Below are 20,652 nucleotides of genomic sequence, written 5' to 3' on the forward strand. Positions count from 1 at the left end.
GATAGGCACGCCGCGCTTGCGGAGCGCCTGGACGTTTGGCTCGACGTGGCCCGCACAGGCGAGGCGGCTGCCGATATCCGCGCAGGGGATGGCGGGTATCGCCAGGCCAGGCCGATCCCCGCGCGGCATCCCGGTCAGCCCGCGCTTTTCCCGACGGGCGTCTTGAGCAGTTGCTGCTCCCAAAGATATGCGATGCCGCTGCCGCTGAAATGATCGATGAGAATCTCGGTCAGCGCCTCGACATGCTCGGTGCGCGCCCAATCGCGCTGCCATTCTCCAGCGATCGCCATCACCGTCATCACGTTCGCCCCGGCCGCGATCATGCGCTGGATGGCGACTTCGTGGGACTCCTTGGATATCCCGCCCGACGCGTCGGTGACCACGGTCACGTCCCAGCCTTCGCCGGCAGCCTGGATCACAGGCATGGCGACGCAGACTTCGGTCCACAGGCCGGCGATGATCAACTGCTTGCGGCCCGTCGCCTTGACCGCGTCGACCACCTTCTTGTCTTGCCAGGTGTTCACCCACGTCCGATCGATCACGTCCTGACCGGGAAAGACGTCGGTGATCTGCTTGAAGAGATAACCGCCGCGCTCCGCGATAACGCTCGTGAGAATGGTCGGGACATCGAACGCCTTGGCCAGCTTGGCCAGCGCGGTCGTGAGGTTGACCACGGCTTGCGGGTCATGGCTGTTCAGGTTGGCGAGCTGGTACGGTTGGTGATCGATCAGAACGAGCACGGAATCTTCGGGTCGAAGAAGCGAGTCGAGGCCATTTCGAAAAGTCATGCGCATTTCCTTTGTTGCCGTTAAGGAGAAGGACGAATCTTCAGGAAAACAGGCACTTGCAATGCGTATCCCCTGAACCGGCATTGTGCGGTTCGCTCACCTGCTTCGATAGTGCCGTTCCATGAGGAACTGTGTCGCAGAAACAGGAACATGCGATCGCTGGCAACAGGCCGGCCACGCTCGATCAAACCGCGGGCCTGTCGAAAAGCGGTCTCATGCCCCTCAACCGCCCCTCAACCAAGGGCACCGCCTCGGACGAGCGTGGACCGGCACCCGGCAATCAGGCCGATTCGCGCAGCGCCCGGGCCGCCTGCACCATGCCGACCAGCGCGGCCTCGGTCTCCGGCCAGGCGCGCGTCTTCAGGCCGCAATCAGGATTGACCCACAGGCGCTCCTTCGGCAGGCGGGCCGCGGCCTTGCGCATCAGGCCGACCATCCAGCCCACGTCGGGCACGTTGGGGGAATGGATGTCGTACACGCCCGGGCCGATGTCGTTGGGATAGCGGAAGTCCTCGAACGCCTTCAGCAGCTCCATGTTCGAGCGCGAGGTCTCGATGGTGATGACGTCGGCATCCATCGCGGCGATCGACTCGATGATGTCGTTGAATTCCGAGTAGCACATGTGGGTGTGCACCTGGGTGCCGTCGGCGACCCCGGCCGTGGACAGGCGGAAGCAGTCCACCGCCCAGTCCAGATAGGCCTGCCAGTCGTCGCGGCGCAGCGGCAGCCCTTCGCGGATGGCCGGCTCGTCGATCTGGATGATGCGGATGCCGGCCTTCTCCAGGTCGACCACTTCGTCGCGCAAGGCCAGCGCCAGTTGCCGGCACGTGGCTTCGCGCGGCTGGTCGTCACGCACGAACGACCACTGCAGAAGGGTGACCGGCCCCGTCAGCATGCCCTTGACCGGCTTGTCGGTCAGCGACTGCGCGTAGGACGACCAGCCCACCGTCATCGGCGCGGGACGCGCCACGTCGCCGAAGATCACCGGCGGCTTCACGCAACGCGAGCCGTAGCTCTGCACCCAGCCATTGCGCGTGAAGGCGAAACCGGCCAGCAGTTCACCGAAATACTCGACCATGTCGTTGCGCTCGGGCTCGCCATGCACCAGCACGTCCAGGCCGACCTTCTCCTGGAAGCGGATGACTTCCTCGATCTCCTTGCGGATCGACGCTTCGTAGGCCGCGTCGCCGATCACGCCGGCCTTCCAGTCGCGGCGCAACGCGCGGATCTCGGCGGTCTGCGGGAAGGAGCCGATGGTGGTGGTCGGGAACGCGGGCAGCTTCAACCCGGCCTGCTGCCTGGCGATGCGCTGGGCGAACGGCGCGCGGTCGCGCGACACCCGGGCCTCATCGGCCATGCGGCGCGCCACGGCGGGATTGTGGATGCGCGGCGAAGCCCGGCGGGCCTGCAGGGCGAGGCGCTGCGCGGCCAGCGACTGTTGCACGGCCGGATCCGCCGCGCCGTCCAGCGCCTGGCCCAACAGCCGCAGTTCGTCCAGCTTCTGCGCGGCGAACGACAGCCAGCTCTTGAGTTCGGCATCCAGGTCGGTTTCGTGGGCCAGGTCCACCGGCACGTGCTGCAGCGAGCACGAGGGCGCCAGCCACAGACGTTCGCCCAGTTGCTCGCGCACCGGCCGCAGCGCCCGCACGGCGGCATCCAGGTCGGTGCGCCAGATGTTGCGGCCATCGATCAGGCCGGCGGACAGCACTCGCGCGGACCCCAAAGCGGCGGCCACGTCGGCCAGTTGCCCGGGCGCGCGCACCAGATCCACGTGCAGGCCGGCCACGGGCAGATTGGCCACGGTGGCCAGGTTGTCCTTCAGGCCATCGAAATAGGTGGCCAGCAGCACGCGCACCGGCGCTTCGGACAGCCGCGCGTAGACCTGCGCAAAGGCATCGCGCCAGGCTTGCGGCAAGTCCAGCACCAGGATGGGCTCGTCGATCTGCACCCATTGCACGCCCTGGGCGGCCAGGCGTTGCAGCACCTGCGCGTACACGGGCAGCAGCGCGGCCAGCAACGCCAGCTTGGCGGGGTCGGCGGCGCCCCGCGCGTAGGCATCTCCCTTGCCCAGCCACAGCCAGGTCAGCGGACCGGGGATGACGGGCTTGGCCTGCAAGCCCAGCGCCTGGGCCTCCCTCACCTGCTCGAACAGGTATTCGCGGGCGATGCGGAACGACTGGCCCGGGGTCAGTTCGGGGACGATGTAGTGGTAGTTGGTGTCGAACCACTTGGTCATTTCGCAGGCGGCGGCCGGATTGCCGCTGGGCGCGCGGCCGCGGCCCATGCGAAACAGCGTATCCAGCGACACGGGGTCGGCATCGCGCTGGCCGAAACGCGCGGGCACGGCGCCCAGCAGCGTGGACCATTCCAGGATGTGGTCGTACCACGCGAAATCGCCGACCGGCACGAAGGCCAGGCCGCGTTCGGCCTGCAGGCGCCAGTGGGCGGCGCGCAGCTGGCGGCCGGTCTCGGCCAGTTCGTCGGCGGTCTGCTTGCCCGCCCAATAGGCCTCGACGGCGCGCTTCAGTTCACGCTGGGCGCCGATGCGCGGGAATCCAAGGTTATGAATAATCGTCATGAAAAACCCCTATCCAGGCAAAATCTGCTCAATAAGAGCTGCATTCTGCGCGCGATTCAGCATGAAGCAAAATCAATCTCAGCATTAATTAATTGAATTTTGTTCATATAATCGCGGCATTCTCATTCTCGCCGTCGTGAGCGCTCCCCATGCTTGAAGTCCGTCACCTGGAAACCCTGGCCGCCATCCGCGACGGCGGCAGCCTGCAAGAGGCCGCCGAGCGCCTGCACCTGACGCAGTCGGCGCTCTCGCATCAGTTGCGGGACCTGGAAACGCGCCTGGGCGTGCCGCTGCTGAACCGCCGCACCCGCCCTGCCCGCCTGACCACGGCCGGCCTGCGCATCCTGGCCCTGGCCGACGACGTGCTGCCCCGCCTGCGCGCCACTGAACGCGAACTGCAACGGCTGGCGGCCGGCCGCACCGGGCGGCTGCACCTGGCGATCGACTGCCACTCGTGCTTCCAATGGCTGATGCCGGCCATGGATGCATTCCGGGTACAGTGGCCCGACGTGGCGCTGGACCTGTCGGCGGCGTTCTCGTTCGCGCCGCTGCCCGCGCTGGTGCGGGGCGACCTGGATCTGGTGGTGACGTCGGACCCGCAACAACTGGAGGCCGTGACTTACCTGCCGCTGTTCCGGTACGAAATGGTGCTGGCGGTCTCGGCGCAGAACCCGCTGGCCGCGGTGCGCCACGTGGCGCCCGAGCAGTTGGCCGACCAGACCCTGATCACCTATCCGGTGGACCGCCAGCGGCTGGACGTGTTCACCGCGTTCCTGGATCCCGCCGACGTCGAGCCGGCGGCCATCCGCAAGGCGGAGCTGACGCCGATCATCGCGCAGTTGGTGGCCAGCAACCGGGGCGTGGCCGCCCTGCCCAACTGGGCGCTGTCGGAGTATCTGCACCAGAGCTGGCTGCGCGTATGCCATCTGGGCTCGCAGGGCGTGTGGCGCACGCTGTACGCCGCGGTGCGCACGGAGGACAGCGAGACCACGTACATCGACGAGTTCCTGACGATCGCGCGAGACGTGTGCTTCAAGACCCTGGACGGGATCAAGGCGGCGCGCAACTGAATCGTGAAGGAAGAAGGTCGGCCGGCCCGCCGTCTCGACGTTCAATGCAGCAGGCATGCGCCTGGCCCAGATGCCCTTGCAGCGAGTCGTTCCGCAGGCATGCGCGCGTGCTTGGGCAATGTCTGCCCCTGGCCGCCAATACGAGCGAGTCGTCAGGACTCGTCGTCGCCCTCGCCAAGAATGCGGCGGATGACGTCGTGGGCAAAGCCGCGGCTGGTGAGGAAACGAGCCTGCTTGGCATAGGCCGCGCGATCGGCGGGCTTCTGGCCGAAGCGCTTGCGCCAGGCTTCCAGCGCGCGCTCGTATTCGGTGGCGCGCATCTGGTCGCGCAGTTCGGCCACCTTGTCGGCATCCAGGCCGTACTGCTTCAACTCTTGAACCACACGGGCGGTGCCGCGCTGCGGCGCGCGGCGATGCACCAGGCTTTGCGCGAAGCGCTCGTCGCTCAGCCAGCCTTCGCGCTGAAGGTCGTCGAGCAGGGCTTCGATCTGTTCGGGGCTTTCCGCGTGCGGCGCCAGCTTGCGGGCCAGTTCGCCGCGGGCATGCTCGCGGCGCGACAGGTAGTTCACCGCGCGCGCCTTGAGCGACAGCCCGCGTTGCGCGGGCTTGCCGGATGCGCCGTTTTCGGCGGCGTCTTCAGCAACCGGATCATCCGGGGACGATCTGGACGAGGACCGCTTACGGGAAGCGGCATACCGAGAGGACGTACGGGTGATGATTTCGCCCCCGAAGGTTTCGGGGACGTCGCCATCGCCGGGCTGGCAATTGCCGGCTGCGCCGCTGCGAGGCGTTACCGTCTCGAACTCGTCATCGAGGTCGGCCGGATCGGGCCCGCGGCGGGAGCCGGGCGGACGCGTCACTCGTCGCTGCCCTCGTCGGCTTCTTCGGCGGTGGCCACGAAGGCGGCGGCACGGCTGACGATGCCCGCGTTCTCGCGGACACGGTTCTCGATCTCGAAAGCCATGTCCGGGTGTTCCTTCAGGTACTCGCGGACGTTGTCCTTGCCTTGGCCGATGCGGTTGCCGTTGTAGCTGTACCAGGCGCCCGACTTGTCGACCACGCCAGCCTGCACGCCCAGGTCGATGATCTCGCCCTCGCGCGAGATGCCGGCGCCGTACATGATGTCGAACTCGGCCTGCTTGAAGGGCGGCGACACCTTGTTCTTGACGACCTTGACGCGGGTTTCGTTGCCGATGACTTCCTCGCCTTTCTTGATGGAGCCGATGCGGCGGATGTCCAGGCGGACCGAGGCGTAGAACTTCAGCGCGTTGCCGCCCGTGGTGGTTTCGGGGCTGCCGAACATGACGCCGATCTTCATCCGGATCTGGTTGATGAAGATGACCATGCAGTTGGTGCGCTTGATGGTGGCGGTGAGCTTGCGCAGCGCCTGGCTCATCAGGCGGGCCTGCAGGCCGGGCAGCGAATCGCCCATCTCGCCTTCGATTTCGGCCTTGGGCACCAGGGCGGCCACCGAGTCGATGACGATGAGGTCGATGGAACCCGAGCGGACCAGCGCGTCGGTGATTTCGAGGGCCTGCTCGCCGGTGTCGGGCTGCGAGATCAGCAGGTCGGTGAGACTGACGCCCAGCTTGGAGGCGTACTGGACGTCGAGCGCGTGCTCGGCGTCGATGAACGCGCAGGTGCCGCCCAGCTTCTGCATTTCGGCGATGACCTGCAGGGTGAGCGTGGTTTTACCCGACGATTCCGGACCGTAGATTTCGACCACGCGGCCACGCGGCAGACCGCCGACGCCCAGCGCCATGTCCAGGCCCAGCGAGCCCGTGGACACGACCTGGATGTCGTGTTCGACCTCGTTGTCGCCGTAGCGCATGATGGAGCCCTTGCCGAACTGCTTTTCAATCTGCGAGAGCGCCGCGGCCAGGGCCTTGGCTTTTTCTGCGGAGGCGGCCTTGCTGGTCTTGTCAGTCATGGAAGATCCTGTTTTTGGACATGCTGGGTTTGGCTGGGCGGCACGGCGCTTCGATGCGCCTGCCGCCGGCGGCCAGCCCCCTGCATGGGTATCCTGGCGCGCGGCAAGCTGGGCCGCCTACTTGATTCGACGGCGATTATTGCATCGGATTGTACTGGATAAAAATCCAGTATGCCAAATTTTTCCTCGTATACCCGCAGTGGCAAGGCCCGTGCGCCATGCCAGAATGCGGCCATCCTGCTGTGCCGGCCCCATATCAACGATACCGAGACAACGCCGCATGCGCATTCTGATCGCCGAAGACGACAGCATCCTGGCCGATGGCCTGTCCCGCTCGCTGCGCCACAACGGCTACGCGGTCGACGCCGTGCGCGACGGCATGGCCGCCGATTCCGCGCTGGCCGTCCAGCCTTTCGACCTGCTGATCCTGGACCTGGGCCTGCCCCAGATGCCGGGCCTGGAAGTGCTGCGCCGCCTGCGCGTGCGCAACTCCGCCCTGCCCGTGCTGATCCTGACCGCCGCCGACAGCGTCGAGCAGCGCGTCAAGGGCCTCGACCTGGGCGCCGACGACTACATGGCAAAGCCCTTCGCCCTGTCCGAGCTGGAAGCGCGCGTGCGCGCCCTCACCCGCCGCGGCGCGGGCGGCGGGTCCACCATGGTGCGCCATGGCCGCCTCGTGTTCGACCAGACCGGCCGCGTGGCCACCGTCGACGACCAGACGCTGGACCTGTCCGCGCGCGAAGTCAGCCTGCTGGAGATCCTGCTGGCGCGCAGCGGACGCATGGTCAGCAAGACGCAACTGGTCGATCACCTGTGCGAATGGGGCGAGGAAGTCAGCAACAATGCCATCGAGGTCTATGTGCACCGGCTGCGCAAGAAACTCGAACCCAGCGGCGTGAAGATCATCACGGTGCGCGGGCTGGGCTATTGCCTGGAGCGCGAACAGGGTGCCTCGGTCCAGTCCCACTGACGCAGCCGCCCCGCCGGAACCGCTGAACCAGGAAGCCCTGGACGCCCTGTCGGGCGGCGCGCAGGGGCCGGCCTTCATGCCGCCGCAGCGCTCGCTGCTGGGCGAGATCCTCGACTGGATGCTGGCGCCGCTGTTCCTGTTGTGGCCCATGAGCGTGGCCATCACCTACGTGGTCGCGCAGAACATCGCCAACGTCCCCTACGACCACGCGCTGGCCAACAGCCTGCGCATCCTGGCGCACCAGATGCATGCCGAAGGCGGCCGCGCCGTGCTGCACATGACCGATCCCGCGCGCCAGGTGCTGCGCGTGGACGAGACCGGCAGCGTCTTCTGGCTGGCGCTGGGCAGCCGTGGCGAGTACCTGGGCGGCGACCGCGCCCTGCCCGTGCCGGCCAACCTGGGCGCGCCCCAGCCCGGCCAGGTGCTGTACGCGGACGACGCGTTGCGCGGCTTCGGCGTGCGGCTGGCCTATACGTGGGTGGACCTGAAGCTGCCCGACGAGCGGTTCGCGCTGGTGCTGGTGGCGGAAACCGTCGAGCGCCGCACGCGGCTGGCCAACGACATCATCAAGGGCGTGATCATTCCGCAGTTCGTGGTGCTGCCGGTCGCCGTGCTGCTGGTGTGGTTCGGCCTGAGCCGCGGGGTGGCGCCGCTGAACGCGCTGCAGCAGCGGCTGCGCGCGCGCCGGCCCGACGACCTGTCGCCCATCGACGAGCGCGCCGCCCCCACCGAGATCGCGCCGCTGGTCGGCGCCATGAACGAGCTGCTGGACCGGCTGTCGGCCAACGTGGACGCCCAGCGCCGCTTCGTGGCCGACGCCGCGCACCAACTGAAGACGCCGCTGGCCGGCCTGCGCACCCAGGCCGAACTGGCGCTGCGCGACGCCAGCCCCGAGGAAATGCAGTCCAGCCTGCGCCAGTTGGTGACCGGCTCGGAGCGCGCCACCCGGCTGGTGAACCAGTTGCTGCTGCTGGCCCGCGCCGAGCATCCCGATTCGGCCGGCCTGGCGCCCGCGGACCTCAACGCGATCGCCTACGAACAGACCCAGCACTGGGTGCCGCAGGCCCTGGCCCTGTCCACCGACCTGGGCTTCGAGGACGCCGAGACGCCCGTGCTGATCAACGGCAACCACATCCTGCTGGCCGAGCTGCTGAACAACCTGATCGACAACGCGTTGCGCTACACCCCGCGCGGCGGGCACATCACCGTCAGGGTCAGCATGCACGGCGGCGCAGGCGTGCTGGAAGTCGAGGACTCGGGTCCTGGCATTCCCCTGGCCGAACGGACGCGCGTGTTCGACCGCTTCTACCGCGTGCTGGGCACGCAGTCCGACGGCAGCGGCCTGGGCCTGGCCATCGTGCGCGAGATCGCGCAGAAACACCGCGCACGCTTCGGGGTCGAGGACCATCCCACGCCATTCTCCGAACTGCCCGGCACCCGCATCTGGATCGCCTTCCCGCCCCCGGAGGCAGACGCGCCGGAAGATTCAGACGCGTGAATTACATTTTGTTTCACAAGTAAGACCCAGGTAAGGGGCACGTCAGACCCTCGTCAGCCAGCGCGCCTACCTTGTCAGGCAATCCGGCGCGCAGCGCATTGGGCAGCCGGAGCGAGCACGGTGGAACACCACCGGCCATCAACGAGGAGACACCATGAGCACAAACACCCTGGCAGGGAATTCCTCCGCGCAGCCGCGTCCCATGACGCGCGAAGAGCGACGCGTGATTTTCGCGTCATCGCTCGGCACGGTTTTCGAGTGGTACGACTTTTACCTATACGGTTCGCTGGCGGCCATCATCGCCGCGCACTTCTTCTCGGGCGTCAACCCGACCGCCGCCTTCATCTTTGCGCTGCTGGCCTTCGCCGCCGGGTTCGCCGTGCGCCCCTTCGGCGCGCTGGTGTTCGGCCGCCTGGGCGACCTGGTCGGCCGCAAGTACACCTTCCTGGTCACCATCGTGCTGATGGGCCTGTCGACCTTCCTCGTGGGCGTCCTGCCCAGCTACGCCAGCATCGGCATCGCGGCCCCGATCATCCTGATCGTGCTACGCCTGCTGCAAGGCCTGGCGCTGGGCGGCGAGTACGGCGGCGCGGCCACCTACGTGGCGGAACACGCCCCGCACGGCCGCCGCGGCTTCTACACCAGCTGGATCCAGACCACCGCCACGCTGGGCCTGTTCCTGTCGCTGCTGGTGATCCTGGGCGTGCGCGTGGTCATGGGCGAGGACGACTTCCGCGCCTGGGGCTGGCGCATCCCGTTCCTGATCTCGGTCATCCTGCTGGGCATCTCGGTGTGGATCCGCCTGCAGCTCAACGAATCCCCCACCTTCCAGCGCATGAAGGCCGAAGGCAAGGGCTCGAAGGCGCCTCTGACCGACGCGTTCGGCAAGTGGTCCAACCTGAAGGTCGTGATCCTGGCGCTGCTGGGCCTGACCGCCGGCCAGGCCGTGGTCTGGTACACCGGGCAGTTCTACGCCCTGTTCTTCCTGACCCAGACGCTGAAGGTCGACTCCAACACCGCCAACATCATGATCGCGGTCGCGCTGCTGATCGGCACGCCGTTCTTCGTGATCTTCGGCGCGCTGTCCGACAAGATCGGCCGCAAGCCCATCATCATGGCGGGCTGCCTGATCGCCGCGGCGACATACTTCCCGATCTTCAAGGGCATCACGCACTACGCCAACCCCGCGCTGGAAGCGGCCCAGGCCTCGGCCCCGGTCACCGTCATCGCCGATCCGGCCACGTGCTCGTTCCAGTTCAACCCGGTGGGCACGGCCTCCTTCACCAGCTCGTGCGACGTGGTCAAGTCGTTCATGGCCCGCAACGCGGTGAACTACCAGAACCAGGCCGCGCCGGCGGGCTCGGTGGCCGTCGTCAAGATCGGCAATGACCAGTTCACCTCGTTCGAAGGCGCCGGCATGACCCCGGCCGACTTCAAGGCCAAGGCCGCCGAACTGGACAAGTCGCTGACCACCGCGATCCGCGGCCACGGCTACCCCGCCAAGGCGGACCCGGCCCAAACGAACAACGTGATGGTGACGCTGCTGCTGGCGATCCTGGTGCTGTACGTCACCATGGTCTACGGGCCCATCGCCGCCATGCTGGTCGAAATGTTCCCCACCCGCATCCGCTACACCTCGATGAGCCTGCCCTACCACATCGGCAACGGCTGGTTCGGCGGCTTCCTGCCTCCGGTGGCCTTCGCGGTGGTGGCCGCCACGGGCAACATCTACGACGGCCTGTGGTACCCCATCATCATCGCCGTGATGACCCTGGTGATCGGCACGCTGTTCGTGCGCGAATCCAAGGACAACGACATCAACGCGTGATCTTTTCCCCCGCCGGGTCGGACCGCTGCGCCGACCTGGCTTTTCAAAGCTCCCCAGGGAGCTTTTTTTTCGTCCGAGGATCGTGGGCGCCTGGGCCCGGGACCGGCCTGATCGCGGCCACGAAGCGGCGTTTTCCGGGATTGCGGGCGCCGAACGCCCGCTGGAACCCAGCGCCAAGGGGGAAGGAAGAGATGCCCTGGAAACGAGGGGCGTGAAAACCGTGGGGGATCGGGCCAGGTTCAGGGCTATGTCAGCCCTGCGGATTTAGACTGAACGCTCAGATCACGGTCTTGCATGACTGCTTCGGGCAAACGATCCCCTGCACGAGGCAGGCAGGGCCATACTCTGACACCGATACCGCATCCCCCGCGAGCCTTTCTTGATGCGGTATTGTGTGCCCCGTACGGCCCGACACGATGTGTCGGGCCCTTTTTTTTGCCTGCCGCTCGTTTCAGCGGCGCATGCCCGCGCCAACCGCCAGCACGCCCACCACGATGGCGGCGATGCCGGCCCAGCCGGGAATCGGCACCGACTTCTCGGTCTCGGCCGTTGCCTTGACGGAACCGACTTGCAGCACGGTCTCTTCCGAGGTGTAGTTGAAGCCTTTGTAGGCCAGTGCTGCGATCCCCAGCACGATCAGCACGGCACCCACGATGGACACTGGTTTCATGGGCTTTCTCCTTCATGGAGTTGATGGTGAAGCGGACAGTACCGGATCATCCGTCCCCTGTCCGTCACAGATCGTGTCTCTCGCAACGGCGCGGAAACAGACACGCCCCGGTCCGCCGCCTCGTATAGAATCCACCCTTTTGCCCCGACGCCATGTGGTTCAAGAATCTCCGGATATACCGACTCTCCTCGCCCTGGACGCTCATGGGTGAACCGCTCGAGGACGCCCTGTCCGCGCATGCCTTCAAAAGCGGCAACTCCCTCGACATGCAAAGCATGGGCTGGATTCCGCCGCGCGAGAACGGCGGCCTGGCCCATACCGTCAACAAGCAGGTGTTGCTGAGCCTGCGCGCCGAAAAGAAGCTCCTGCCCACCACGGTGATCAACCAGGTCTCCAAGGCCCGTGCGCAGGAGATCGAGGAAAAGCAGGGCTACAAGCCCGGCCGCAAGCAGATGAAGGAAATCAAGGAGCGCGTCACCGAAGAGCTGATGCCGCGCGCCTTCAGCATCTACCGCGACACGCGCGTGTGGATCGACACGGTCAACCACTGGCTGGTGATCGACGCCGCCGCCTCGGCCAAGGCCGACGAGGTCATCGGCCTGCTGGCCAAGACCGTAGATCCGCTGCCGCTGGAAAACCTGTACGTGGCGCAATCGCCCGCCTCGGCCATGACCGGCTGGCTGGCCGACGACGAGGCCCCGGCCAACTTCACGATCGACCAGGACACCGAGCTGCGCGCCTCCGGCGAAAGCCGCGCCGCCATCCGCTACGTCAAGCACACCATCGACACGGAAGACGTGCGCCGCCACATCCAGTCGGGCAAGCAGTGCACGCGCCTGGCCATGACCTGGAACGACCGCGTGTCCTTCGTGCTGACCGAAGCGCTGGACATCAAGCGCGTCGCGCCGCTGGACGTACTGAAGGAAGGCGCCGACACCGTCATGCAGAACGACGACGAGAAGTTCGATTCCGACATGGCGCTGATGACGGGCGAACTGGCCAAGCTGATGACCGATCTGGTCGACGCCCTGGGCGGCGAGAAGCGCGACTGACGCGCGGGCAGTTCCTGCCATGCAAAAGGACGCCTCGTATGAAGCGTCCTTTTTTATCTGCGAGGTTCAGGGACCGGCGACGCCCGGAAAGAGGCGTCCCCCGCTTCCGATGGGCCTTGCCTGGCCGCCCGAACCACGCCGTGGGCCGCCCGGTCAATCCAGGCCGTGGAACACCGAGTCGTCCGGACCGATGTGCGAAGGATGCTTCCACGTGACGTCGCGCATCGAGTGCTGCACCAGGCCTTCCACGCCCAGCAGCACCGCGAAGATGGCCATGCGGATGGGGATGCCGTTGTCGGTCTGGCGGAAGATGGCCAGGCGCGGATCGTGGTTCAGGTCGACGCTGAGGTCGTTGGCGCCCGGGCGGCTGTCGCGCGGCAGCGGGTGCATGACGATGGTGTCGGGCGAGCAGTACGTGTCGATGATCTCGCGCGAGATCTGGAACTCGGGCGTATAGCCCTCGCCTTCCTTCTCTTCCGAGGCGAAGCGCTCTTTCTGCACGCGCGTGGCGTAGATCACGTCGGCGCCGGGCAGGCCTTCGGCCAGCGACGCCTTCTGTTCGATCACATTGCCGTTGCGGGTCGCCTTCTCGACGATGTAGTCGGGCATTTCCAGTCCGGGCGGCGCCACCAGCGTGAACTTCACGCCCTTGTACAGCGCCAGCAGCTTGATCAGCGAGTGCACCGTACGGCCGTACTTCAGGTCGCCGACCATGGCGATGTGCGCGCCGTCCAGCAGCTTGCCCAGGCGCGAGAACTCGGTAAGGATGGTGTACAGGTCCAGCAGCGCCTGGCTGGGGTGCTCGCCGGGGCCGTCGCCGCCGTTGACCACCGGGATGTTCGTGGCCTGCGCGAATTCGGCCACCGAACCCTGGTCGGGATGGCGGATCACCATGGCGTCCACGTAGCCGCTCATCACGCGGCTGGTGTCGTAGATGGACTCGCCCTTGGCCATCGACGAGAACGTGAAACCCGTGGTGTCGCACACCGAACCGCCCAGGCGGCAGAACGCCGAACCGAAGCTGACGCGCGTACGGGTGCTGGCCTCGAAGAACAGGTTGCCCAGCACCGCGCCTTCCAGCACACGCGACACCTTCTGGCGGCGCGCGATGGGCTGCATCATGTCGGCCACGCGGAACAGGTCTTCCACCGATTCGCGCGTGAACTGGTCGACCGACAGCAGCTGATGCTTGCCTTCGACGGCGATGCGCTCGCGCAACGGGCCGGCTTGTGCGCTTTGCGTATATTTTTCCAGCAGATCGCGGTTCTGCACGATTTCGCTGACGAAACGCTCGACCACCTCGGGCATGGCCCGGAATTCCTGCGAGCCTTCCGGCAACAGCCACGTATCGAGCGCGCGCCGCTTGACGCCGATGCGCGCGGCGAACACGTCGCGGGTCAGGTTGAGGCGACGCATGGCGTCGCGCAGGAAAGCTTGCTGGGAGATGGACATGGCGCGCCTCGGAGGATGGGTAACTATACGCAATGCGCATATTACGCCTGCGCCCCACGAGCGTCCATCAAAAAAGCGCTACCGCGATCCAGCTGCCGGGGCGTGTGGCGAAAATGCCTGCGCACCGCTCACCGGCCTGGCAAGCGGCGTTCAGATATCGCCACCTGTACGCAGGAACGGCAGCCAGGCCGGCGCCACCACCTGCGTGTAGAACGCGCCAGCGGGCGAAGCATCGCCGCCCTCGTCCACGGGCATGTCTTCGGTAAGGGAAGTCCAGCAGCCCAGTCCGAAGCCGGCCAGCGCCAGCAGGTAGGCCGCCAGGGCCAGCGCCAGCGCGATCCTGCAACGCAGGGACACGCGGCCATCGGCACGGCGGCGAACCCAGCCCAGGTGCGCCAGGAGCGCCAGCACGGCAGCCAGGCCGGTGGCCAGCAGGCCGATCAGGAACCACGCCAGCGGCACCTGCAGATCATCGGGCGGGGCGACGTCGCCGCCCACGATGCCCAGCGAGAAGCACGCCAGGGCCAGCGCGGCCACGCCGTTCAGCCAGCCGGCCATGCGGATCGCCGCGCCGAACAGCGCGTAGGGAGCGCCACGCATACGGTCTTACTCCATCGCCCTGCAGACGGGCGTGGCGGTTTCGATGGAGCGCCGCGCGGCGGCCAGCTCTTCCTTGTCCCAGGGCGCCTCGCCCAGCACGCGCACGGTTACCTTGGCCTTGGACGGACCGTCCATCGCGGCGGTCAGTACCTCGAGGATGCGCAGCGGTTCGCTTTTCTTGAACACCTGGACGGTGTTGGGCGCGTCGCGCACGCCCAGCGCACGCGTGGACTGGTACACGGCGCCGAACCGGTGCGCACGGTTTTCGTGGCAGACGCGCACGTACTCGCCGGCGCGCCGGTAGGCGGCCTGGTAGTCGGCTGCCACACTGAAAGTTTCGGACACGCCGGGCTGCTCGGTCAGCCCGGTATTGGCGCAACCGCCAAGTACACCGGCTGCCGCCACGATACCGATCCAGAGAAATTTGCGCATTGCTTTTCCTGCCTGCACCACAATTGCCGAATTATGCATCACGCGCCAAAGACAAGGGCCGCGGCAGGACGCTCGCGGCCCCAAAACGGCGGCGCTGTCGCGCGCCGGCGACTACTTGTTACGCTCGGCGGAATTCTGGATGGCCTGGCCACCCTTTTCGATGTCCTTGCCCGCGCCGGCCATGGTGTTGCAACCTGCCGTCAAAACCGTCATCACGAGCAGTGCAACCATCAGGGCTTTATTCTTCATGGCTATTCCTTGCTGAAAAGTGGGTGTCTGGCAGGCCGCTGGACGCGCTGCACCTGCACCGCGCCCCATGCGTGTGACTGCCCGCCTATCATACGCGCAGCCAGGCCTCGTGGCGCGTCATTGCACCTGCGACAACGGCCCCTGCCAGGGCGCGGCGTCGGGATGGAAACGCGTCTCCTGGAACGCCGCCTGCGAGGCACTCAGCAGGCCCTCATCAACCACCTGCCCCAAGGCGCGCCGGCACAGGGTTTCCATGTCGTCGGGCAGCGACTGGAAGACGCTGTCCGAGATGCGCAGCCGCAGCATGGCGGCCTCGGGCGCGCCCTGCCTGCCGATGTGGATATGCGCGGGAAATCCGTGCGGACGCCACACGCCGATCTGATAGCAGCCCTGCTCGCCCAGGTCGGCAATGTAGCCGGGATGGTTGTATTTGGCAGTACCCATGCAGCCCTCCTCCGGTTGGTCCAGGCACGCCGCCCGTGCGGCGCGGACGGCCCATCGTATCGCAGGCCGGGCCTGGGCGGGCGTGTGCCGGGGGCAGGGAAAACGCCAAACCGGAGGGCGCGCCGCCCGCTGGACGGCCATCCCGCTGCGCCCGCCATGCCGCCCATGGGCGGCACCACGGCCGCGCCACCGCCGCGTCCCGGCCCAGGCAACCCGGAAAACGGGCCGCCAACGGCAAAACCCGCGCCGGAAAGCAAGAAAGCCCTGATTTCGTTGGAAATCAGGGCTTCAACCAGAGCTTTAACCAGGGCTTTCTTGACTTGTTTGGTTGCGGGGGCAGGATTTGAACCTACGACCTTCGGGTTATGAGCCCGACGAGCTGCCAGACTGCTCCACCCCGCGTCTGAAGAAAAAGATATTAACCCATTTTGCAATGGCGTGCAAGCGGGCGGCAAAGAACTCCCGCACCGGCGCGGGCGGTGCCACGCAATACAGCTGCGCCCCGCCCAGGGAATGCAGGAACACGACCCCCGCCTGCTCCACCCGATGCACCTGCCCCGCGGCCAGCGGCACCCGCGGCGGCGGGCGCAGCACGCCCCAGTCATCGCCCCCCGGCGTGGCGCTTTCACGCACCAGAATCGTACCGTCGGCGCACGCGATGATCGTGCCGGCGGCCACATGCACACGGGTTTCCTGGCCGGGCGCCAGCGTCAGCGTGAGATCCTCGCCGCAGGGGTCGGTAAAGGGGGACATTGCGTTGCTCCAGAAGCGTTTCGATGGAGACAGCGTACGGGTGCCCAGCCCTGCGCAACAGGCACACGCCAGGTGTTTCTGTAGCGCAACAGCCCCGAAACCCAACCTCTGTTATGGTGGCTTTTCGACCGATCTGTGCCTGTTGCGCTTCCGGCCGCGCAGGCATCCTGCACGCATGGACACCGAGCTTCTCTATCAGCGCGTCGCCGCGCACTACCGCCGCGCCATCGATACCGGCGTGCTGGCGCCGGGCGACCGCCTGCCCTCCGTACGCACCCTGATGCAGTCGCACCAGGTCAGCCTGTCGACCGCGGTGCAGGCCTGCCGGCGCCTGGAGGAAGAAGGCCTGGTCGAGGCGCGCCCGCGCTCGGGCTATTTCGTCCTGCGGCCGCGCCGGCCGGTGCTGGCGCCCATCGCCGAACCCGAAGTGCTGCGCACGCCCGATCCCGCGCAATACGTCGGCATCCACGACCGCGTGTCCGCCTTCATCGCCAAGTGCGAATCGCAGGGGTCCGGGGCCAACTTCGCGCTGGCGGCGCCGCCGGCCGAATTCCTGCCGGTCGAGCCGCTGAAGCAGGCCATGATGCGCGCGTTGCGCCGCCATCCCGAGATGCTGTGCAGCCGCGTGCCGCCCCAGGGCCATCCCGCGCTGCGCACGGTGCTGGCCCGGCGCGCGCTCGAATTTGGCGTGCAGGCCCGCGCCGACGACGTGATCGTCACGCACGGCTGTATCGAAGCGCTCAATCTGGCGTTGCGCGCGGTGGCGCAACCGGGCGACGTGATCGCGGTGGAATCCCCCACCTACTTCGGGTTGCTGCAAGTGTTGGAAAGCCTGGGGATGCGCGCGCTGGAGATTCCCACGCGTGCGCAGCACGGCCTGTCCGTGGATGCGCTGGAACTGGCGCTGCAGGCCTACCCCGACATCCGTGCCGTGGTCTCGATTCCCAATCATCACAATCCGCTGGGCTGCGTGATGCCGGATGCGGAAAAGGCGCGCCTGGTGGCCTTGTGCGAGCAGCGCGGCGTGCCGCTGATCGAGGACGACACCTACGGCGCCCTGGGCGATCACGGCGCGCCGACCGCGCTCAAGGCCTGGGACCGCACCGGCAACGTCATCTACTGCGCCTCGATGCACAAGACGCTGGCCCCCGGCATGCGGCTGGGCTGGATGCTGGGCGGACGCTGGCGCCGCCGCATCGACATGCTGAAGTACGCGCAAAGCCGCCCCAACGAACCGCTGGGCCAGGTGGCGGCCGCCGACGTGATGAGCTCGAAGTCCTTCGACCGGCACCTGGCGCGCCTGCGCACCCGCCTGCGCGCGCAGCGCGAAGAGATGGCCGATGCCATCGCCCGCTACTTCCCGCCGGGTACGCGCCTGAACACGCCCACGGGCGGCATGCTGCTGTGGGTCGAGCTGCCCGCCGGCACTTCGGGCACCGCCGTGTTCGAACGCGCCTTGCGCGACGGCGTGCGCGTGGCGCCGGGCGCCATCTTCTCGAACTCGGACCGGTACGAGCACTTCCTGCGCGTCAGTTTCGGCGAAGCCTGCACGCCAGCGACGATCCGCGCGCTGCGCCTGCTGGCCGACGCGGTCGAGGCGGAGGTGCCCCGGACGGCTCGCGCCGCAGCCTGAACGCGCCCGGACTGAGCACGTTTCCCAAGCCCTTGAACGGAAAGCGCTTTTCCATTCTGTCAGAACACTATCCCAAGACTTGTCCACAGAAGCTGTGGGCAAGTCGGCCTGCGTGCTACTTCAACGCGGACAGCACCGTCTCGCGCACGGCTTCATAGCCGGCCACGTACTGCGGGTTCTCGGAGCGCGCCAGCAGGCTGGCGTACTGCTGCTCCAGTTGCGCCTCGATGGCCTCGCCCAGGTTGGGCGACGCCTTGGCCAGGTGCAGCAGGGCGCCCAGCGTGGCGTTCAGCGCCTCGATGCGGCCGCCCTGATGGGAAATGGTGTGGACGATGACGGCAATCTGTTCTTGCAATTCCATGATGACCTCGCGTGCAGGGTTCGGCCCGGATGCTAGCACGCAGCCGCGCCACCCCGGCGGCCCTGCCGCCGCTCACGTTAAACTGTGGGCTTCCCTCATCGGATCGATCTCGTGAAGCCCTTGCGCCACCTGCCCCTGCTGTCCTGCCTGCTGCTGCTCAGCGCGTGTTCCAGCATCAGCGAAGTCACGCCCGCCGGCAAAGACCAGTACCGCGTGTCGTACAACGCCGGCATGCGCGCCATGACCTGGGTCGAACTGAAGAACGCCACGCGGGACCGCGCCAAGGCCTATTGCGAGACGAAGGGACAACGCATGGTGCGCCCGGCAGTCACCTCCAACCACGCCACCGGCCTGATGCCCAAAGAGGCCATCGTCACCTTCAGTTGCGAAGCCCTGCCCGAACCCGGCGCGCCTGCCGGCAAGGCGGCCTCGTAACGCGGCACGCCGCACAGGGGCGGCCGGCTCAGCCCCGCACCCAATCCCGCAAGTCTTCCGCCACCGGCACCGAGGCCAGCACCAGCAGCAGGGCCGCCAGCGGCAGCGTGGCCGCAAAGCCGATGTGCGCGAATCCCAGCGCTCCCACCACGCCGCCGCCGAAGAACAACGCGATCAGCATGCTCAGGGTCCAGAGCTTTTCGCGGTTGGCGCGCACCGCGGGCGTCATCTCGTCCGACGCGGATATGTTCCAGTACACCAGCTTGCCCAGTTCGATACCCACGTCGGTGACCATCCCCGTGACGTGCGTGGTGCGGATCTCGGCGCGCGACACCTTCGTCACCATCGCGTTCTGCAGGCCCATGATGAAGCACAGCAGCATCACGGTCGCCGGCACGAACAGCCAGCGCAACTGGCCCAGGTGCCCGCCCAGCAACCCGAAGCCCATCAGCAGGCCCGCCTCGATCATCAGGGGCAGCGCATATTCGCTGCGCAGGTGCGCGCGGCGCGCCAGGTTGATGATGATGGCGGAACTGGCTGCCCCCAGGACGAACGACAGCAGCGCCGCCAGGCCTTGCAGGAACAGGACAGTCCAGCCCAGCACGATGTGGTCCGCCATGGCCGAGACGATGCCGGACATGTGCGAGGTGTATTGCTGCACGGCCAGGAAGCCGCCCGCATTGGCGGCCCCGGCCACGAAGGTCAGGTAGCATGACCTGCCCCCTTTTGCCGTGCCATTCATAACGAGGAAGTCCGGGGTTGCAAGATTAGTTGATCTCGATGGTGGTTGAGCTGGTTTGAGCTGCATCGCCAGCGCGCTGGCGATGCAGCTCGGCGAACTTGGCCGGTGGCATTCGCCCGCAGCTGCTATGCGGGCGGACCTCGTTGTAGTCCTGGCGCCAGAGCGTGATGGCCGACCGGGCCTGCTGCAGCGTCTCGAACCACTGCTCGTTCAGGCACTCGTCCCTGAACTTGCCGTTGAAGCTCTCGATGTAGCCGTTCTGCATGGGGCGTCCCGGCTCGATCAGGATGTGACGGATGCCGTGGGCCTGCGCCCAGCCCATGAAGGCCCGGCTGGTGAACTCCGGACCGTTGTCGGTGCGCACGGCCTGCGGGTAGCCCCTGAACACGGCCGCTTGATCCAGCAGTCGCGTAACGTATTGCCCCGAGATTCCCCAGTCCACCGAGATGCTCACGCACTCGTGGCTGAAGTCATCGGCCACGGTCAAGCACTTGATGCGCCGTCCCGTGCTCAGGCTGTCGCTGACGAAGTCCATGCTCCACACCTCATTGACCGTCGTGGCCAGTTGCAGCGGCACGCGTTCGTTGGCGGGGCGTTTGACCTTCTTGCGCTTGCGCACCGCCAAGTTGGCGGCGCTGTACAGGCGGTAGACGCGCTTGTGGTTCACAGCCGGGAAGTGCGGGCGCAGCATGTCGTGGATGCGCCGATAGCCGAAGCGCCGGCGTGCATGCGCGATCTCGACGATCTTGCTGCTGAGCTCTTGGGTCATGGCATCGGTCTCGGGTGGGTGGCGGTAGCTGTCGCGGGAGAGCCCCACAAGCCTGCAGGCGCGCCGCTCGCTCAGATCGCATTGCTCGATCATGGTGGCGATGGCCGCGCGCTTGGCCTGTGGGGCTAGCGCTTTACCCCGAAGGCCGTATTCAGCGCGTGGATGTCCAGATGGGCCTCTGCCAACAGCTTCTTGAGCTTGTTGTTCTCGGCCTCGAGTTCACGCAGCCGCCGGGCGTCGGGCACGTCCATCCCACCGTACTTGGCACGCCATTTGTAGAAGGTCGCGTCGCTGAAGCCGCCTTTGCGGCACAGATCCTTGATCGGCAAACCGGCCTCGGCCTGCTTGATGAAACCGATGATCTGCTCCTCGGTAAATCTGCTCTTTCTCATGTCCGT

General features: G+C 66.8%; 19 protein-coding genes, 1 tRNA gene and 1 pseudogene. 7 read left to right on the plus strand and 14 right to left on the minus strand.

The window, feature by feature from the left end:
- Window positions 1-134: 134 nt before the first annotated feature.
- Both A6745_RS19025 and metE read right to left on the minus strand, forming a co-directional pair.
- Window positions 135-788, minus strand: a complete 654-nt coding sequence (locus tag A6745_RS19025) for a hydrolase (protein WP_066130556.1) — start codon at window positions 786-788, stop codon at window positions 135-137.
- Between the two features lie 280 nt (window positions 789-1,068).
- The gene (metE, locus tag A6745_RS19030; protein WP_066130558.1) at window positions 1,069-3,366 is read right to left on the minus strand and encodes a 5-methyltetrahydropteroyltriglutamate--homocysteine S-methyltransferase; all 2,298 of its coding nucleotides are present in this window, start codon (window positions 3,364-3,366) and stop codon (window positions 1,069-1,071) included.
- Window positions 3,367-3,515: 149 nt separating this feature from the next.
- Here metE and A6745_RS19035 point away from each other — a divergent pair, with 149 nt between their 5' ends.
- On the plus strand, window positions 3,516-4,436 hold the full coding sequence (locus A6745_RS19035; protein ID WP_066130560.1) for a LysR family transcriptional regulator: 921 nt from the start codon (window positions 3,516-3,518) through the stop codon (window positions 4,434-4,436).
- A 152-nt stretch (window positions 4,437-4,588) separates the two neighbouring features.
- Here the strand turns inward: A6745_RS19035 and recX are convergent, their stop codons facing one another.
- Both recX and recA read right to left on the minus strand, forming a co-directional pair.
- On the minus strand, window positions 4,589-5,296 hold the full coding sequence (gene recX, locus A6745_RS19040; RefSeq protein ID WP_082853150.1) for a recombination regulator RecX: 708 nt from the start codon (window positions 5,294-5,296) through the stop codon (window positions 4,589-4,591).
- Window positions 5,293-6,366, minus strand: a complete 1,074-nt coding sequence (gene recA, locus A6745_RS19045; protein ID WP_066130562.1) for a recombinase RecA — start codon at window positions 6,364-6,366, stop codon at window positions 5,293-5,295. The genes recX and recA overlap by 4 nt, the downstream gene beginning before the upstream one ends.
- Window positions 6,367-6,646: 280 nt before the next feature.
- Between recA and A6745_RS19050 the strand changes: the two genes are divergently transcribed.
- The 3 genes from A6745_RS19050 (at window position 6,647) to A6745_RS19060 (ending at window position 10,662) form a co-directional block, all read left to right on the plus strand.
- Entirely contained in the window at window positions 6,647-7,336 is a 690-nt protein-coding gene (locus A6745_RS19050; RefSeq protein WP_066130564.1) for a response regulator transcription factor, read from the plus strand.
- Window positions 7,337-7,454: 118 nt separating this feature from the next.
- Window positions 7,455-8,834, plus strand: a complete 1,380-nt coding sequence (locus A6745_RS19055; protein ID WP_156513473.1) for a sensor histidine kinase — start codon at window positions 7,455-7,457, stop codon at window positions 8,832-8,834.
- A 154-nt stretch (window positions 8,835-8,988) separates the two neighbouring features.
- Window positions 8,989-10,662 (plus strand): MFS transporter, encoded by a 1,674-nt coding sequence (locus A6745_RS19060; protein ID WP_066130568.1) that lies wholly within the window; start codon window positions 8,989-8,991, stop codon window positions 10,660-10,662.
- Window positions 10,663-11,113: 451 nt separating this feature from the next.
- On the opposite strand, the gene A6745_RS19065 is transcribed toward A6745_RS19060, so the two are convergent.
- Window positions 11,114-11,332, minus strand: a complete 219-nt coding sequence (locus A6745_RS19065) for a hypothetical protein (RefSeq protein ID WP_066130570.1) — start codon at window positions 11,330-11,332, stop codon at window positions 11,114-11,116.
- A 152-nt stretch (window positions 11,333-11,484) separates the two neighbouring features.
- On the opposite strand from A6745_RS19065, the gene A6745_RS19070 reads away from it, so the two are divergent.
- Complete coding sequence (locus A6745_RS19070; protein WP_066130572.1) at window positions 11,485-12,384, plus strand: recombination-associated protein RdgC; 900 nt, start codon at window positions 11,485-11,487, stop codon at window positions 12,382-12,384.
- Between the two features lie 153 nt (window positions 12,385-12,537).
- Here A6745_RS19070 and A6745_RS19075 read toward each other — a convergent pair whose 3' ends face one another.
- The 6 genes from A6745_RS19075 to A6745_RS19100 all read right to left on the minus strand — a co-directional run bounded on the left by A6745_RS19075 (window position 12,538) and on the right by A6745_RS19100 (window position 15,963).
- A complete protein-coding gene (locus A6745_RS19075) occupies window positions 12,538-13,836 on the minus strand; it encodes an aspartate carbamoyltransferase (RefSeq protein ID WP_066130574.1) in 1,299 nt (432 codons plus the stop codon).
- A gap of 150 nt (window positions 13,837-13,986) precedes the next feature.
- Window positions 13,987-14,436 (minus strand): hypothetical protein, encoded by a 450-nt coding sequence (locus A6745_RS19080; protein WP_066130575.1) that lies wholly within the window; start codon window positions 14,434-14,436, stop codon window positions 13,987-13,989.
- Window positions 14,437-14,442: 6 nt separating this feature from the next.
- The gene (locus A6745_RS19085) at window positions 14,443-14,868 is read right to left on the minus strand and encodes a BPTD_2524 family lipoprotein (protein ID WP_066130577.1); all 426 of its coding nucleotides are present in this window, start codon (window positions 14,866-14,868) and stop codon (window positions 14,443-14,445) included.
- Window positions 14,869-14,979: 111 nt separating this feature from the next.
- Window positions 14,980-15,117, minus strand: a complete 138-nt coding sequence (locus tag A6745_RS19090) for an entericidin A/B family lipoprotein (RefSeq protein WP_066130579.1) — start codon at window positions 15,115-15,117, stop codon at window positions 14,980-14,982.
- A 117-nt stretch (window positions 15,118-15,234) separates the two neighbouring features.
- Entirely contained in the window at window positions 15,235-15,561 is a 327-nt protein-coding gene (locus tag A6745_RS19095; RefSeq protein ID WP_066130581.1) for a hypothetical protein, read from the minus strand.
- Window positions 15,562-15,886: 325 nt separating this feature from the next.
- A tRNA-Met gene (locus A6745_RS19100) sits at window positions 15,887-15,963 on the minus strand.
- 526 nt (window positions 15,964-16,489) lie between these two features.
- On the opposite strand from A6745_RS19100, the gene A6745_RS19105 reads away from it, so the two are divergent.
- A complete protein-coding gene (locus tag A6745_RS19105) occupies window positions 16,490-17,947 on the plus strand; it encodes an aminotransferase-like domain-containing protein (RefSeq protein WP_066130583.1) in 1,458 nt (485 codons plus the stop codon).
- Between the two features lie 115 nt (window positions 17,948-18,062).
- Here the strand turns inward: A6745_RS19105 and A6745_RS19110 are convergent, their stop codons facing one another.
- Complete coding sequence (locus A6745_RS19110) at window positions 18,063-18,308, minus strand: hypothetical protein (protein ID WP_066130586.1); 246 nt, start codon at window positions 18,306-18,308, stop codon at window positions 18,063-18,065.
- 111 nt (window positions 18,309-18,419) lie between these two features.
- On the opposite strand from A6745_RS19110, the gene A6745_RS19115 reads away from it, so the two are divergent.
- Window positions 18,420-18,743 carry a hypothetical protein gene (locus A6745_RS19115; RefSeq protein WP_231886039.1) on the plus strand — a complete coding sequence of 108 codons (324 nt, stop codon included), beginning with the start codon at window positions 18,420-18,422 and terminating at the stop codon, window positions 18,741-18,743.
- Window positions 18,744-18,789: 46 nt separating this feature from the next.
- Here the strand turns inward: A6745_RS19115 and A6745_RS19120 are convergent.
- Together A6745_RS19120 and A6745_RS19125 are read right to left on the minus strand one after the other, a co-directional pair.
- Window positions 18,790-19,452: pseudogene (locus A6745_RS19120) on the minus strand (YoaK family protein); the annotation flags it as partial.
- A gap of 58 nt (window positions 19,453-19,510) precedes the next feature.
- Window positions 19,511-20,646 (minus strand): IS3 family transposase gene (locus A6745_RS19125; protein WP_407922726.1). Its coding sequence is split into 2 segments (ribosomal slippage): window positions 19,511-20,391 and window positions 20,391-20,646, totalling 1,137 coding nucleotides; the frame shifts between segments, so codons are not numbered across the junction.
- Window positions 20,647-20,652: the final 6 nt, after the last annotated feature.

Source organism: Bordetella ansorpii (genome assembly GCF_900078705.1).
GTDB classification, from domain to species: domain Bacteria; phylum Pseudomonadota; class Gammaproteobacteria; order Burkholderiales; family Burkholderiaceae_B; genus Bordetella; species Bordetella ansorpii_A.